Here is a 16,413-nt window from a genome sequence, read left to right as displayed (position 1 = left end):
ATTTGTTCGAAATGTTTATTTTGTAAGTAAATTTGAAGTATGTCAGACGAAAAGTTAATGTCTAAAAAGAAGCCGGCCTATCCTGTCAGCAAGAAGTTAGACCAGTATTTAGGACATTATAGCCGTAAAATAGAAATACCTATTTTTTATGAAGATTTGTTGCGCTTTTCAGGTTCTGTAGTTGTCTATGATTCCGATGATGAAGATACGCTATGGATACGGGTGTATTATTCGGAGTTTGATAGAATTGAAATTGATAATAGCCTGAAGAAAGTGTACTCTATTCTTCATTCAGATGGTAGCGATAATATTCATCAATATTTGAATGTGGATGCGGTAGATTTTTGCACTTTCGGTAACTCCAAACCTTTCCGTATCAAAGTAAGAAATATTTTGAATGATAACTTCACTTATTTCTATGTAAAAAAGACTGATGCTTCCCGTATTTATGGGCTTGAGCTAGAGCATATGCTTTCGCCTTATAACCTTAACTTTTTGGTGTATAAAGACACGCTGATTGAGGAGCATATTGCGGGAATTCCGGGTGATGTTTTTATAAAGGATATGCTGCCCAATTGCACCGAATCCGAGAAATCGCAATTGGCAAAAGAGTTCGTGAAATTCAATGAACGTTGTATGATCCGTTTGTTAGGTGATATGAGGTCCTATAACTATGTAATTGTACCCGTTCATGACTTTGATCATGTGGTGTATCGTATACGAGCCATAGATTTTGATCAACAGTGTTTTGAAGGGAAATTGAAGGTATACAGACCTCAGTTTTTCAAGGAAAATTTTCAGATGGTAGAGCTCGTAAGAAAGAAATTAAGACGAGATTCCGTAGACCAATATAAGCTAGAGGAAAGATCTATTGTAGCCAAACGAATCCTTAGTTCCGGAGCACGAATAAAACGGCTGCGAGGTATTGTTAAAAAGGATGTTATTTCAACCCAAGAGAATATTGAATTGTTGCGTGAGGCAATTTATGAGCTTACCCTGGATCAACAGTTTAGGAAATGTGAAACTATGGGCGAAGTATTGGATTTAGCCCTTAATTTTGTGCGCCGAAATTATGAGGATGTGAGTATGAAACAAATCCTTGAACAGCGCATAAAAATACAGTAATAAAAAGGGTTGTTGGTATGCATTGTAAAGTCTACATGCAACCTACCAACAACCCTTATTACTAGTTTTTTTCCTCTTTATTAAAGTATACTAGGTAATAGTACATTTGGCGCTCTTCATCCCAGCCTTTTTCCACGAATTTTTCTGCAGATTCTGGGTTTATAAAGTCTAACTTGATTTGTATGTTGGTATCAAGGTTTATAACGTTCTTTATTTTCTTACGAGCATCAGATACCGCTTTGTTGGCAATATCAAAATTTGAAACATCCTCAATACTAAATTTAGGACCTTTTTCTACTTTGTAATTTTTGAACTCAGGAATTAATTCAGGGTTTTCCATTACTTCGTTTAAAAAACCTGATTCTTCAAACTCATCATTTTTAGCAAAATGATTCACGGCACGGTTCATAAAAAGCACCTCTTGTTGCTTGTCCTCTGCCGGTAAAACCACGTCTTTTGCAAAATTCTGACAGAACTTTAAATAGTTTTTAGTGTAGAAATTTTCATCTGCTAGTGCCTCTACATCCAAGAAGTTTTCCAACCAATATTTTGTATCGTAACGGTTACTGTCTACTGAAAGAATTTTATATCCCTCCTCTTTATTCACATTAAAGATAAGGCAACCTTTATCTAATTTATTGATGTTTATACCCTGTTGGATTACAATATCTAGGTTGCTTCCTTTTTCTTCAAACTGAAGAAAGTCGTGCTTAAGCTCACTCTTAAATATACCTACGGCTTCGGTCTTAACGTTATCTAGCATTACATTAGTAAGGTAAGCCACATATACCTCACCACTTTTTATATGTGGGTGGTTAGATTGCTCAAAAAGGTGTTGCGCTATTTTTTTTGAGTTGAGGTGCATGCTTTCAGGGTCGGCAAAAATATCCGAAACTATTTTGTGAAGCTCATTAAACTCAACATCTACATCATTTACAAGTTTAAAATAATTCTCTTCCTTTTCACGAAAAGGCTTAAAGAAATACTCTTTTAATAGACCGGTGGTCTCATCGTTCAAAGAAAAAGGCTCTTCGGAAAGGAAGATACCTTCACTCTTGTTTTTGTTCCCTACACGATGTAGGGAAATTGTTTCGATTTGGGTAGGGTATAGGTTAATCATAGTATAAGAGCTGTTTTAATTCTTGGATTTTTTATACAGATTGCCTGCAATCAGAAGGCTAAATAGATTGGTGGTGATGTGCTCAATAAAGTTGAAAGGGAATAGATTTAATTCCAGTTTTCATCAAAATCAAGGTCGTCATAGTTGTCAAAGGTATCGTCAAAATCAAATTTAGGTTTTGACTCAAAATTTTTCTCGGGTGGTGTTTCCGGAAGCTCTCCAAAACTGAACAGCAGGTTTGGGTATGCCACACCAGATTCTGGTTCAACAATATCGGCAAGCTCCACATAGAACGTCCACATACTTAAAAAATCATAAACATAGATAAGCTTAGGCTCATCTTCGGTCATGACATCCTCTAAAAAGGTTTCGTTCATCAATCTCACGTCCGAACCGTTATCGCTCATGTCAAAAAGGGCGATTTCCTCATCTTGGTTCCATTCCTCATCACAAGTGTAAAAAGAAGCCATTTCATTGCCTAGAAACCCAAAAGATTGCGCTATGGAATTATGAAACTCTTCCATTGAATTGCTTGCTTCTATCTCAAGGTCTCTAAAGATATCCTCTTTAGCATCTAAGATGACACGTATTTTATAAATCATAACCACAATTTTTAAGGGAGGACAAAGTTACAAAGATTTATAGCTTCTTTTAGCACTTATGGCCTCTAAAAGCAAATAAAACTGAACCCCAAAAAGCAAGCTGGCCAATACCAGATGTATAGGCTGCGAAGCAAATGGGAAATGAAAGTAGTACATTGCCACACCGGACATAGCCTCTATGAGCAAGAATAATAATACCCAATTAATTTTAGGAAAATTAAGCTTGTACTTATAAATGCGCTGTGCTAGAAATATGTTGAGCAGGACAATTACTATTGAAAACGAACGGTGTGCGTAAAATTGCCAATCGGCATTGGCCAACCATTGGTTTTTAGCGGCATCTCCAAAAACATCCATGCGTTCGTCTACAAACTGTCTTACTTGTGTGCCCAAGACTACTTGAATTAATGTCATGAACAACACAAATGATAAGAGCGGAACAATATCTTTGTAGGTTTTTGGCTTATCACTAGCTGCTTTGGTCATGTAAATAATATAAAGTAAAAAGGCTACTATGACTAAGGCCATAACCATATGAACCGTGATTTTAACGGGTTCTAATACCGAATAGACCACAGTTGCGCCCAACCACGCCTGAAAGCCCATGCCAAAAACTACGAGCCAAGACAGAATGGTAATGTTTTTATTTGTTTTAAAGAGACGTATGGAGAGGATTGCCAACACAAAGGTTGCTAAACCGGCTAAAGCCCCAAACAAACGGTTAATGTACTCTATCCAGGTGTGGGCCGCATTAAATTGGGCATAATCATGTTTGGTGTATGTTGCCCATTTGGTTTTATCAAAAGTAGAACTGGTTTTAAAAGCTTCATTAGCTACTTGAAGAGTTTCGTCAACAATAATAATTTGTCCTTTTTTAATATCGGTATCCGGTTTCCATTGCAGTTCAGAAATTTCAGTAGGGGGGATGTAGTGTCCAAAACATTTAGGCCAATCAGGACATCCCATACCACTGCCCGTTCCTCGTACCACGGCACCGGCAATAATAACGAGATATACAAGAACCAAAGCTATTTTAGCAACCTGTCTGAAATTTTTCTGCATAGGTAAATTTTCCTTTGTGCAAAAATAAGGCTCCTTAAAGAATTTTAAGAGGAATTAAGCTATTTCTTGAACAGGGCAGCGGTTATTTTTCCATGACAATGAATTCCGAACGTCTGTTTAGTTGGTGATCTCTTTCCGGGCACCTAATACCATTGGCACATTTGTTCAATAATTGGGTCTCACCGTAACCCGTTCCTGAAATGCGTGACGCGTCAATACCTTTTGAGGTGATATATTGAACGGTTCTCATGGCTCTTCGCTTAGATAACCATAAATTATAATCATCACCTTCACGGCTATCGGTATGGGAACCTACGGCAATTTTTATATCAGGCCTTTTACTCATATAATCCACAACCTTATTTAACTCGGCATAGGCATCTTTACGTAAATAAGAACTGTTTAGGTCAAAGTAAATAGGGGTGAGCTTTAAAACTTTTACCAAATCAGAACCTACATCCGCAACCTTTGCTGATTGTTCCAATTCTAAACGGGTATCTTTAATTCGGTTTTTATCACTGCTGGTCAACATATAAAGGCTACCGACTTCATAACCATCTTTACTACCGGATAGTTGGTACTGTTTTTCTTGGCAAGGTATGCGTACAGTGTAAGAACCGTTTGAAGCGGTTATGGTTTCTCCTATTTTCTGTCCCTCGTGGTCAAAAACTTCAATTTGGGTTTTGGCCAAAAGTATATCTGAATCTTTATCTACGGCCTTCCCTTCTATAAAAGTAAAGCAATCGGTATCACTTCGTTTTAACTTGAATATATCGTCATTACCAATACCACCTTTTCGATTGGAGGCAAAATAACCTTTTTCCTCTGATGAATCCAGAACCAGTGAAAAGTCGTCTTCTGGGCTATTTATCGGGCTGCCTAAATTTTCAACTTTGCTTTCTTTGTTTAAATCGACTTTAAATATATCAAGTCCCCCAAGACCTGGGTGGCCATTTGAAGCAAAATATAAAACATTGGAATTTGAAATAAATGGGAAGGTTTCCTTTCCTTCCGTATTCACTTGAGGACCCAAATTTATGGGGTCTCCAAAAGTACCGTTAGATATAACGTTTACCACATAGATGTCCGATGCTCCCATGCCGCCGGGCATGTCCGATGCAAAATAAAGTTTTGTGCCATCACTACTTAAAGAGGGGTGGGCAACGGAGTAGTCAGTGCTGTTAAAAGGAAGGTCTTCTGGCTCAGACCATGAGTCACCATTTTTAAATGCCCTATAGATTTTTAATTTACTTATTCCTTTTTTATCTCTTTTAAATGATTTTTTTGAAAAATTGTTTCTAGTAAAGTATACGGTTTCACCATCTTTAGAAAACGTTGTAGAAGACTCGTTAGCTTTTGTATTCAGCATTTCTGAAAGTGCTGAAAGTTCATTTATTTTACCTTCTTCTGAAACTTTTGATTGATATAAGTTGGTGTACAACAATTTATTGTATTTCTGAACTTCAAGGTCTCTAGCAGTAGTGAAAACAAGATTACCTTGAAAATAAGAAGGAGCAAAATCTGACTCTTTTGAATTGAGGTCGGCCAAATTTTCTATAGTATATTGCTCCTTTGGAATTTGTATTTCCTGTAAATAGCCGGTGTTATTTGCAAAGAGGCTTGCGCGAGTGTCATTGTTCTTAATACTTTGGAATTTTCTCATCCATTCATCGCTTTCATCATATCTCTTAACGCTTTTAAGGGCTAACGCATAGCGATATAGATAATCTGGGGATATGGCCACTTCTGTATTTTTTAAGAGTTTTCCATACCAAAATGTAGCCACATCGTAATTGGCACTATGGTAATTTGCGTTCCCTAATTTCTTGTGAATGGTGACCTGGTCATATCCTTTTTTGAGTAAAGAAGAGTAGGATTCTATTTCTTCCATATAAGCATAGTGGTCAAAGTTATCGGCATCGGCCGTTTTCTTTTCTCTTTGGGCAAAACAGCCAAAACTCCATGTAGAAACAAAGATTAGCATAAATAGATATGTTGATTTTTTGCTCATATCTAGAAGAATCTTGGGGTTAAGTCTATTTTCGAGTTCTTTATGAATTCATACCTAAGGAATATTTCAAAAGAGCCATCATTAAATTGGGTGCCGCCCAAGGAAGATGTTTCTCTGTCATATGCGAGACCTAGCATAAATTGTTTACCCATTTGAAAACCAAAGAGAGCACTTACTGCCGCATCTAAACGATATGCCGCTCCTAAAGTAAATTTTTCATTTAGGAGAAAGTTAGCGGAAAGGTCAACTTGAAGTGGCGCACCGGCAACTGCCTTCACAAGATAGGCGGGTTTGAATTTTAACGAAGAATTTAAGTCAAAGACATATCCGGAAATTAGGTAAAAGTTCATGCGTTCAGAAGCTATGATCGAGTTGTTGTTGTCTGGATCTTGAAAGTGTTCCGTCTCTAAAAAATCCGGAACCGATAGCCCTATGTAAAATTTATTTGAATGAAAATAAACTCCGGCTCCTATGTTAGGAGAAAATTTCTTGTACAGTTCATTTTCTACTGAAGGGGCTAGACTTGCGCTATAATTTCTCAGTTTATTGAAATCAACGTTCAATAAGTGTCCGCCTGCGGTGACTCCAAAGGAAAGCTGATACTTTTCAGAAGTAGGTAGGCTATATGAAAAGGCAAGATTAAAATTCGTATTTTGGTTAGTATTATTCCCTATCTCATCGTGTACAATAGAAAACCCTAGTCCTACTTTGTCATTATATGGACCTTGAATATTAAAAGTTTGAGTGCTAGGTGCACCATCTAAACCAACCCATTGCGACCTGTGTAATAACGAGACACCAAGAACATCCCTAGAACCGGCATATGCGGGATTAACTGCTAGAGTATTATACATGTATTGCGTGAATTGTGCATCTTGCTGACCAAAGCAATTGAGCATCGCTACAAGTAGAAACAGAACCGTAAGAGTTGTTTTTTTCATGTTTAGCGTATCACATATAAGTATCCATCTAGCATCTTGTCTTCTCCTTTGGATACATATTTTATTTTATAGAAATAAACACCGGCAGGCAGTTTTTGATTTTCCATTATGGTGATTCTTCCTTTAGACAATCCGTCAAATGCATTATTTTGGTTATCATAAACAGAGCTCTCCCATACTAGGATTCCCCAACGGTTAAATATTTCAACGTGATTGTCAGGAAAACGGTCAATGTTTATAATCTTAAACGCACCATTTAAAATGTCTCCAGGTCGTACAATATCTAATTCAACGAATAATTCGCATGAAATAGTATTAGGTGGTGTACCGCCAATTGAATCGCATGGGTCAAGCGGGTCAGTGTTATCATTTACTTCTTGGCCATCATTGATTAAATCCCCATCCGTGTCAGGGTTGATAGGATCAGTACCTCTATCTATTTCCTGGGCATTCGTAAGGTCATCCATATCACAATCTTCCATATTCCATATTCTAGATGGAGCCAGGGTTTGGTTTTCAATGACAAAATCGCAACTGTCCAGTGGGTCGGTATTGTCGGTTACTTCTTGTCCGTCTATAACCCCATCACCATCGGTATCAGGATTCTTCGGGTCTGTACCTAATAGTGTTTCCTCTTCTTCGGAGAGGTTATCATTATCACAATCACTAATAGGTAGTGGTGTCCCATTAATAGAATCACAATCGTCAAAAGGGTCCGTTCCATCAATTATTTCATTACAGTCCAATATCATATCTCCATCAGAATCAAGATTGGAAAGGATAATCGTTACTGTTGAGGTTGACTCCCCATTACAGATGTTTCCAGGAATCGTATAGGTATAAACCCCGGCATTTGCATCCTCAGGATTAGGGTTCCATGTACCACGTGTATCGTTTGTTTGTAAAAGTGATAAAAGTTGACTTTGAGTTACTGTTGTATTAGGGCATATGGTGAGCGTAGCATCGGTTCCTGCATTAGGTTGATGTTCTTCAGTAACGGTTACAGTTGATGTGTCACTTTCACAAACGGGACTAGAAACCGTATAAGTGTACGAGCCTGCACCGCCCATCGCCGGTGACCAAGTTCCTCCGGAATTTGGGCTTCCACCAAGTTGATTAAAAAGTTGGGTTTCGTTTACAGTTTCGCCCTCACAAATGGTCAAAGTACCGTCTGTACCCGCATTGGGTAAGGGTTGTTCGGTCACAACTACTTCTGCAGTGTCTTCAACGGTACAGGGTGAGGTAGCCGCAACAGTGTAGGTGTAGGTTCCGGCACCGCCCATTGCCGGTGACCATGTTCCGCCAGAATTTGGAGAACCTAGTTGAGCAAATAATTGGGATTCTGTGACAGTTGTTCCTTCACATATTGTCAAAGCACCATCGGTACCCGCATTCGGTAAGGGTTGTTCTGTCACCACAACTTGGGAGGTATCGTCAGTTGTACAAGGCGAAGTTGCTGTTACGGTATAAGTATAGGTTCCCGCACCGCCCATTGCCGGTGACCAAGTTCCACCGGAATCATGAGTTTCTATTTGAGCGAATAATTCGGCTTCTGTTACGGTAGTTCCTTCACAGATTGTCAACGTACCATCCGTACCCGCATTCGGTAACGGTTGTTCGGTCACAATTACTTCAGCGGTGTCGTCAACGGTACAGGGAGAGTTAGCCGCAACAGTGTAGGTATAGGTTCCGGCACCGCCCATTGCCGGTGACCATGTTCCGCCAGAATTTGGAGAACCTAGTTGAGCAAATAATTCGGATTCTGTGACAGTTGTTCCTTCACATATTGTCAAAGCACCATCGGTACCCGCATTCGGTAAGGGTTGTTCGGTCACGGTTACTTCAGTGGTGTCGTCAACGGTGCAGGGTGAGGTAGCTGCAACAGTGTAGGTATAGGTTCCGGCACCGCCCATTGCTGGAGACCAAGTCCCGCCGGAATCGTGAGCTCCTATTTGAGCGAATAGCTCGGCTTCTGTTACGGTCGTTCCTTCGCAAATGGTCAAAGCACCATCGGCACCTGCATTTGGTAAAGGTTGTTCGGTCACCACAACTTCCGAAGTATCATCAGTTGTACAAGGCGAAGTTGCTGTTACGGTATAAGTATAGGTTCCCGCACCGCCCATCGCCGGTGACCAAGTCCCGCCGGCATCATGAGCTCCTATTTGAGCGAATAGCTCGGCTTCTGTTATGGTAGTTCCTTCACAGATTGTCAACGTACCATCGGTCCCGGCATTCGGTAAGGGTTGTTCTGATACCACGACTTGGGAGGTATCATCAGTTGTACAAGGCGAAGTTGCTGTTACGGTGTAAGTATAGGTTCCCGCACCGCTCATTGCCGGTGACCAAGTCCCACCGGCATCATGAGCTCCTATTTGAGCGAATAGCTCGGCTTCTGTTATGGTAGTTCCTTCACAGATTGTCAACGTACCATCGGTTCCGGCATTCGGTAAGGGTTGTTCTGATACCACGACTTGGGAGGTATCATCAGTTGTACAAGGCGAAGTTGCTGTTACGGTATAAGTATAGGTTCCCGCACCGCCCATTGCCGGTGACCAAGTTCCACCGGAATCATGAGTTTCTATTTGAGCGAATAATTCGGCTTCTGTTACGGTAGTTCCTTCACAGATTGTCAACGTACCATCCGTACCCGCATTCGGTAACGGTTGTTCGGTCACAATTACTTCAGCGGTGTCGTCAACGGTACAGGGAGAGTTAGCCGCAACAGTGTAGGTATAGGTTCCGGCACCGCCCATTGCCGGTGACCATGTTCCGCCAGAATTTGGAGAACCTAGTTGAGCAAATAATTCGGATTCTGTGACAGTTGTTCCTTCACATATTGTCAAAGCACCATCGGTACCCGCATTCGGTAAGGGTTGTTCGGTCACGGTTACTTCAGTGGTGTCGTCAACGGTGCAGGGTGAGGTAGCTGCAACAGTGTAGGTATAGGTTCCGGCACCGCCCATTGATGGAGACCAAGTCCCGCCGGCATCATGAGCTCCTATTTGAGCGAATAGCTCGGATTCTGTGACTGTTGTTCCTTCGCAAATGGTCAAAGCACCATCGGCACCTGCATTTGGTAAAGGTTGTTCGGTCACCACAACTTCCGAAGTATCGTCAACTGTACAGGGTGAGGTAGCCTCAACTGTACAGGGTGAGGTAGCCTCAACTGTGTAGGTATAGGTTCCGGCACCGCCCATCGCCGGTGACCAAGTTCCACCGGAATCATGAGTTCCTATTTGAGCGAATAGCTCGGCTTCTGTTACGGTAGTTCCTTCGCAAACGGTCAACGTACCATCGGTACCCGCATTCGGTAAGGGTTGTTCGGTCACGATTACTTCCGAAGTGTCGTCAATTGTACAGGGTGAGGTAGCCGCAACAGTATAAGTATAGGTTCCGGCACCGCCCATCGTCGGTGACCAAGTTCCACCGGAATCATGAGTTCCTATTTGAGCGAATAGTTCGGATTCTGTGACTGTCGTTCCCTCGCAAATGGTCAAAGTACCGTCTGTACCCGCATTCGGTAAAGGTTGTTCGGTCACGGTTACTTCTGCAGTGTCGTCAACTGTACAGGGAGAGGTAGCTGCAACGGTGTAGGTATAGGTTCCCGCACCTGCCATCGCCGGTGACCAAGTCCCACCGGAATCATGAGTTCCTATTTGAGCGAATAATTCGGCTTCTGTTACGGTAGTTCCTTCACAGATTGTCAACGTACCATCGGTCCCGGCATTCGGTAACTGTTGTTCGGTCACGATTACTTCTGCAGTGTCGTCAGTTGTACAAGGCGAAGTTGCTGTTAAGGTGTAAGTATAGGTTCCCGCACCGCTCATTGCCGGGGACCATGTTCCACCAGAATCGGGAGCACCTAGTTGAGCAAATAATTGGGATTCTGTAACTGTCGTTCCTTCACAGATTGTCAACGTACCATCGGTACCCGCATTCGGTAACGGTTGTTCGGTCACGATTACTTCAGCGGTGTCATCAACTGTACAGGGAGAGGTAGCTGCAACGGTGTAGGTGTAGGTTCCGGCTCCGCCCATGGTCGGCGACCAAGTTCCACCGGAATCATGAGTTCCTATGTGAGCGAATAATTCGGCTTCTGTGACTGTGGTTCCTTCACAAATAGTCAACATACCATCGGTTCCTGCGTTAGGTAAAGGTTGTTCGGTCACAAGTACTTCAGCGGTGTCATCAACTGTACAGGGAGAGGTAGCCGCAACAGTGTAGGTATAGGTTCCGGCACCGCCCATTGCGGGTGACCAAGTTCCACCGGAATCATGAGTTCCTATTTGAGCGAATAGTTCGAATTCTGTGACTGTCGTTCCCTCGCAAATGGTCAAAGTACTGTCTGTACCTGCATTCGGTAAGGGTTGTTCGGTCACGGTTACTTCAGCGGTATCGTCAACTGTACAGGGTGGGGTGGCTGCAACGGTATAGATATATGTGCCCGCACCGCCCATTGCCGGTGACCAAGTCCCACCGGAATCATGAGTTCCTATTTGAGCGAATAATTCGGCTTCTGTGACTGTTGTTCCCTCGCAAATGGTCAAAGTTCCGTCGGTTCCTGCGTTCGGTAAGGGTTGTTCTGTCACCACGACTTCCGAAGTATCATCAGTTGTACAAGGCGAAGTTGCTGTTACGGTATAAGTATAGGTTCCCGCACCGCCCATTGCCGGTGACCAAGTTCCACTGGAATCTGGACTTCCACCAAGTTGATTGAAAAGTTGAGTTTCGTTTACAGTTTCTCCCTGACAAATGGTTAAAGCACCATCTGTACCCGCATTCGGTAACGGTTGTTCGGTCACGATTACTTCTGCAGTGTCGTCAAGGGTACAGGGTGAGGTAGCCGTAACGGTGTATATATAGGTTGCTGCACCGCCCATTGCCGGTGACCATGTTCCACTGGAATCATGAGTTCCTATTTGAGCGAATAGCTCGGCTTCTGTTACGGTAGTTCCTTCACAGATGGTCAAAGCACCGTCTGTACCTGCATTCGGTAACGGTTGTTCGGTCACAACTACTTCAGCAGTGTCGTCAACGGTACAGGGAGAGGTAGCCGCAACGGTGTAGGTATAGGTTCCCGCGCCGCCCATCGCTGGTGACCAAGTTCCACCGGCATCATGAGTTCCTATTTGAGCGAATAGCTCGGCCTCGGTAACGGTTGTTCCCTCGCAGATGGTCAAAGTACCGTCTGCTCCGGCATTAGGAAAAGCTTGTTCAGAAATGGTCACCGTTGCATGTTGTTCGTACCCTTTACTATCTCTTATTCCATAAACAAAACTGTCAGAACCCGTGTATCCGGTGGCTGACGTATAGCTTATGGAGTCATCTGTAGGAGTGGAGGGCGTACCATTATTATCGACCACGGCTATTCCTGATGAAGCAGAAGTGACAATGAAAATACTTCCAGATGCAGGAGCGTTTCCTCCAAAATTATCATTTGAAAGAACATTAATGTCTATGGTGTCCTCTTCACAAACAATTGCAGTATCATCTTCAGTAGTAGGGAAATAGCTGATTGTAGGGTCGTCTTCAACATTCCCATCCGTATCAATTCCATCGTCAGATGTATCGTTTACATCATCCGTGCCATACGGACTATCAGAAATACTGTTTATTTGATTTATAACACCTCCAGCATCCATTACTGGTGTAGTTAGGGTAAAGCTTGCTAAATATGTGACGGTCTCTCCTGGAAGAAGAGTACCTTCAGCGGAGCCGAGAGAAGAACTATCAAAAGTTGGTCCATTCGTTAAGGTTAGGCTGTTTGAGTTTACATCAGTAAAAGTATCGGTCAAATCGATATTGTCTAGAGTAACATTTCCTGTGTTTTCAACAATAATGGTATAATCTACTGTGTTCCCAACGTTGATCGGAGTCGAAAAATTTTCAACGGCAGTTTTGGTTACTTCAATTTTAGGGTCCGCAATAATGAGATCGGAAAGAACAAATTCTACTTCATCGGAGGCGTTTAAAATAGATAGTAAGCCTCCTATTACTTCAACACTCATCTGAATAGATTCAGTAACCTTATTAACTTCTAAACTACCGCCCGCTGTGCCGAGATTAGTTCCGTTGATACACTCGCCACCAAGGCTTAGTATAATAGAATTATCGTCCAGATTAAAAAGATTAGGTGTGGATCTAAAAATTGGACCATTAGAGCTTAATTCTGACCAAGTTCCGTTTAAGAAATTAAAATTAGCAGTGGCAGTTCCCGAAAAAAGTGGCACAACGGAAATGGTCCCCACCTTATCAGCATGTAAAATTGGGTTTACGATGTATACGGGGTCTCCTGTAAGAGCGTCAAAGAAGTGAAAATTAAGATTTCCGTCATTCAACGAACTGGCAGAAATTTCTAAAGAAGGGCTGCCAAATACCGCTGGGTCACTATATGTTGCTGCACTGGTACAACCCATGGTTTCGGCCCCTAATATAGTTACGCCATCAGCAACCCTACACTCTACACGTACTAATCCATCATTGGTAACAGATTCCCATATACTTGGTGAAACCTGTGTCCAATTGGTGGTTTGTTGAGCAGTTGCCGAATAGGCAAGCATGAATACGAGTAATGCCCCGAAAAATTTTTTAAAACGATTCGCCAATAGGGAATATATTTCACAAAGTCTTTGAAACAGTCGAAAACACGACTATTGTAATTAAAGACTTACAACGTTGTAGCGTAAATTTAACAGGCTAAGAAGACCTTGCAAATTATATGTTGTATAGTGCAAAAAACTAGATGTAAAGGCTTGCTATTATGTAGAGTAAACTGGTTGTACTATAATTTTTTTGGTTTTCTGAAGAAAATTGAAAGAAAGAGTAATGGGTATAGGGTTAAGTTTTTGACCAAGAATAAGGTTGGCATCTATGCGATGTAATTGGGTATTTAGAAGAACCTTGGTTCTATGGTCCTTCTTCCGAACCGTGAACGGAATTCATATCTGAGTACTACTTCAAACGAACCGTCATTAAAGCGAGTACCGCCTAATTCCGTTATTTCCCTGTCGTAGGCTAATCCCAATAATATTTGGTCCGATGCTTGAAAACCAAATAGAGCACTTAGGGCTGCATCCCAACGGTAGCCTGCTCCCAATATAAATTTATTGTTGAACATAAAATTAGCCGAAACATCTACTTGTAACGGAGCACCGTTTACCGCCTTCATCAATAACGTGGGTTTAAACTGCCATCTTTGATTTAGGTTATATACGTAGCCGGTTATCAAATAGAAGTTCATGCGCTCCTTGGCTAAAAAAGAAGAGCTAGAAGCATCACCGTCAAAATGTTTTGTAGCTAAGAAATTGGGAACGGATAGACCTATATAGAATCGCTCGTCGTAATAATATACACCTGCTCCAAAATTTGGAGAGAATTTATTGTCAATATTGGTGATACCTGTGCCGGAAACTTCATCGCTATAATTGGATAATTTGCTGAAATCCAAGTTTAGAATATGTGCACTCGCTTTTAATCCAAAGGCCAGTTTTGCATCCCTTGAAATTGGAACGGTATATGAAAAAACACCATCAAAGTAGGTTTCTTGACTTGTGCCGTTTCCGATATCATCATTAACAATAGACAGCCCAATGCCCACTCTGTCCGATACCGGTGTATGAAAATTAAGGGTTTGGGTTTTAGGGGCACCTTCTACACCAACCCATTGTGAGCGATGTAATCCTGCTATACTAAAAACACCACGAGAGCCTGCATATGCCGGGTTTATGGCCATTGGGTTGTACATGTATTGTGTGTACTGAGCATCTTGCTGAGCTCTAAGATCACAGATAGATGTAACGGTTAGGAGTACAATCAGGAGGAATTTTTTCATGACTTTTTTATTGGATAAAAAGGGGACAGTCTTGTATCTACCATTGTAAAGGTATCTATTTTTCTTAATTACAACTATTGTTATTGTTGGCCTCCTAAATATATCGGTGCAATAAAACTACTGGTTTTCCATGTATAAAATACTTTAAACCTAAGACTGTGTTGCGATAGGGTTTCAACACTAAAACGTTAGAATTTAAGGTGTATTGTAAACGTTATTTCTAGTCTTTTCTTTTTAGCTATGGAGTGAATTCTCAATTAGTTTTCAAGATGGGGTAAGGCCAATTGCCTTGCCCTTTGCGAGCATAAATTCTTTTGCAGCTTCGTATTCATTAGGAATCTCACCTTCAAGAATAGCCTCTTTAATCGCTTCTTTAATAATTCCGATTTCTTTTGAAGGTTTCAAGTTAAAAGTTTCCATAATCTCTTCTCCGCTTACAGGAGGTTGAAACTTACGTATGTTATCTCGTTCTTCTACTTCTATAATTTTTTGGCGAACAACCTTAAAATTGTTCTTATACCTTCTTTGCTTTTTTGGGTTCTTGGTAGTAATATCCGCTTCGCAAAGCGTCATGAGGTCCTCTACATTTTCGCCGGCATCAAAAACCAAACGTCTTATTGCTGAATCCGTTGCATAATCTTCCGATAGAACAATGGGTCTGGAGCTCATAAGTACCATTTTTTGAACAAACTTCATCTTGTCGTTCAATGGCATTCGCAATCGCTTAAAAAGCTTATATACCATTTTTGAACCTACGAATTCGTGCCCGTGAAATGTCCATCCTATTTTTTTATGAAATTTCTTGGTGGGTGCCTTACCAATATCATGTAACAGGGCGGCCCAGCGTAACCAAAGGTTATCCGTAGTTTCTGAAATATTATCTACCACTTCTAAGGTGTGCCAGAAATTGTCTTTGTGCCGTTGCCCTTCAATTTCTTCTATGCCTTGTAATGCAACCAATTCAGGAAGAATATAGGAAAGAAGAGCTGTTTTGTGAAGTAGGGAAAAGCCAATGGAAGGTCTATTGCTTGCTAAAATTTTGTTCAGCTCGTCTACAATACGTTCTTTGGAAATTATTGTAATACGTTCTTTGTGCTCCGTAATTGCTTGTAAAGAGTTTTCTTCGATTTTAAAATTCAATTGAGTAGCAAAACGGATGGCGCGCATCATGCGCAATGGGTCATCAGAATACGTAATACCTGGCTCTAGTGGCGTACGGATAATTTTTTTCTCTAAATCGGCAACCCCATCAAAAGGGTCTAAAAGTTCACCGTAGTTTTTTTGATTCAAAGATATTGCCAACGCGTTAATGGTGAAATCACGTCGGTTCTGGTCATCGGCCAACGTACCGTCTTCAACAACAGGCTTCCGGCTATCTCTATGATAGCTCTCTTTACGGGCCCCTACAAATTCCAACTCAATATCTTCATGCCGTAACATAGCCGTTCCAAAGTTTTTGAAAATACTAACGTTCGGTTTTCCTTTAAGTAAAGAAGCTACTTTTTTTGCCAATTCTATACCGCTACCAATAGCTACGATATCTATGTCCTTGTGCGCACCTCTATGTAGGAGGTAATCTCTAACAAACCCACCAATCACATAACAATCCATCCCAAGTTCATCCGCAGCTTGTGAAACGATTTTAAAAATAGGGTTAGAAAGAGCTTGTATATGGTTCAAAGGTTCAATTTTTAAATACTAGTGCTTGCCAAAGAAGCATT

The 16,413-nt window shown here is 41.3% G+C and carries 9 protein-coding genes; 1 reads left to right on the top strand and 8 read right to left on the bottom strand.

Annotated features, from left to right (window positions below):
• Positions 1 to 39: 39 nt before the first annotated feature.
• Positions 40 to 1,125, top strand: a complete 1,086-nt coding sequence (locus tag P0077_RS02635; protein WP_276167617.1) for a hypothetical protein — start codon at positions 40 to 42, stop codon at positions 1,123 to 1,125.
• 61 nt (positions 1,126 to 1,186) lie between these two features.
• Here P0077_RS02635 and P0077_RS02630 read toward each other — a convergent pair whose 3' ends face one another.
• The 8 genes from P0077_RS02630 to P0077_RS02595 form a co-directional block, all read right to left on the bottom strand.
• Positions 1,187 to 2,245: a nucleoid-associated protein gene (locus tag P0077_RS02630; RefSeq protein ID WP_276167616.1), complete on the bottom strand. Its 1,059-nt coding sequence runs from the start codon at positions 2,243 to 2,245 to the stop codon at positions 1,187 to 1,189.
• Positions 2,246 to 2,352: 107 nt separating this feature from the next.
• Positions 2,353 to 2,847: an IS1096 element passenger TnpR family protein gene (locus tag P0077_RS02625; protein WP_276167615.1), complete on the bottom strand. Its 495-nt coding sequence runs from the start codon at positions 2,845 to 2,847 to the stop codon at positions 2,353 to 2,355.
• Positions 2,848 to 2,874: 27 nt separating this feature from the next.
• Positions 2,875 to 3,909 carry a COX15/CtaA family protein gene (locus tag P0077_RS02620; protein WP_276167614.1) on the bottom strand — a complete coding sequence of 345 codons (1,035 nt, stop codon included), beginning with the start codon at positions 3,907 to 3,909 and terminating at the stop codon, positions 2,875 to 2,877.
• Between the two features lie 82 nt (positions 3,910 to 3,991).
• Positions 3,992 to 5,920, bottom strand: a complete 1,929-nt coding sequence (locus P0077_RS02615) for an OmpA family protein (protein ID WP_276167613.1) — start codon at positions 5,918 to 5,920, stop codon at positions 3,992 to 3,994.
• 2 nt (positions 5,921 to 5,922) lie between these two features.
• Entirely contained in the window at positions 5,923 to 6,861 is a 939-nt protein-coding gene (locus P0077_RS02610; protein WP_276167612.1) for a PorP/SprF family type IX secretion system membrane protein, read from the bottom strand.
• Between the two features lie 2 nt (positions 6,862 to 6,863).
• A complete protein-coding gene (locus P0077_RS02605; protein WP_276167611.1) occupies positions 6,864 to 13,421 on the bottom strand; it encodes a T9SS type B sorting domain-containing protein in 6,558 nt (2,185 codons plus the stop codon).
• Positions 13,422 to 13,750: 329 nt separating this feature from the next.
• Entirely contained in the window at positions 13,751 to 14,692 is a 942-nt protein-coding gene (locus tag P0077_RS02600) for a PorP/SprF family type IX secretion system membrane protein (protein ID WP_276167610.1), read from the bottom strand.
• 264 nt (positions 14,693 to 14,956) lie between these two features.
• The gene (locus P0077_RS02595) at positions 14,957 to 16,372 is read right to left on the bottom strand and encodes a CCA tRNA nucleotidyltransferase (RefSeq protein ID WP_432422797.1); all 1,416 of its coding nucleotides are present in this window, start codon (positions 16,370 to 16,372) and stop codon (positions 14,957 to 14,959) included.
• Positions 16,373 to 16,413 lie beyond the last annotated feature (41 nt).

The organism is Zobellia alginiliquefaciens (assembly GCF_029323795.1).
Taxonomy (GTDB): Bacteria; Bacteroidota; Bacteroidia; order Flavobacteriales; family Flavobacteriaceae; genus Zobellia; species Zobellia alginiliquefaciens.
This window is presented reverse-complemented; position numbering and strand designations above follow the sequence as displayed.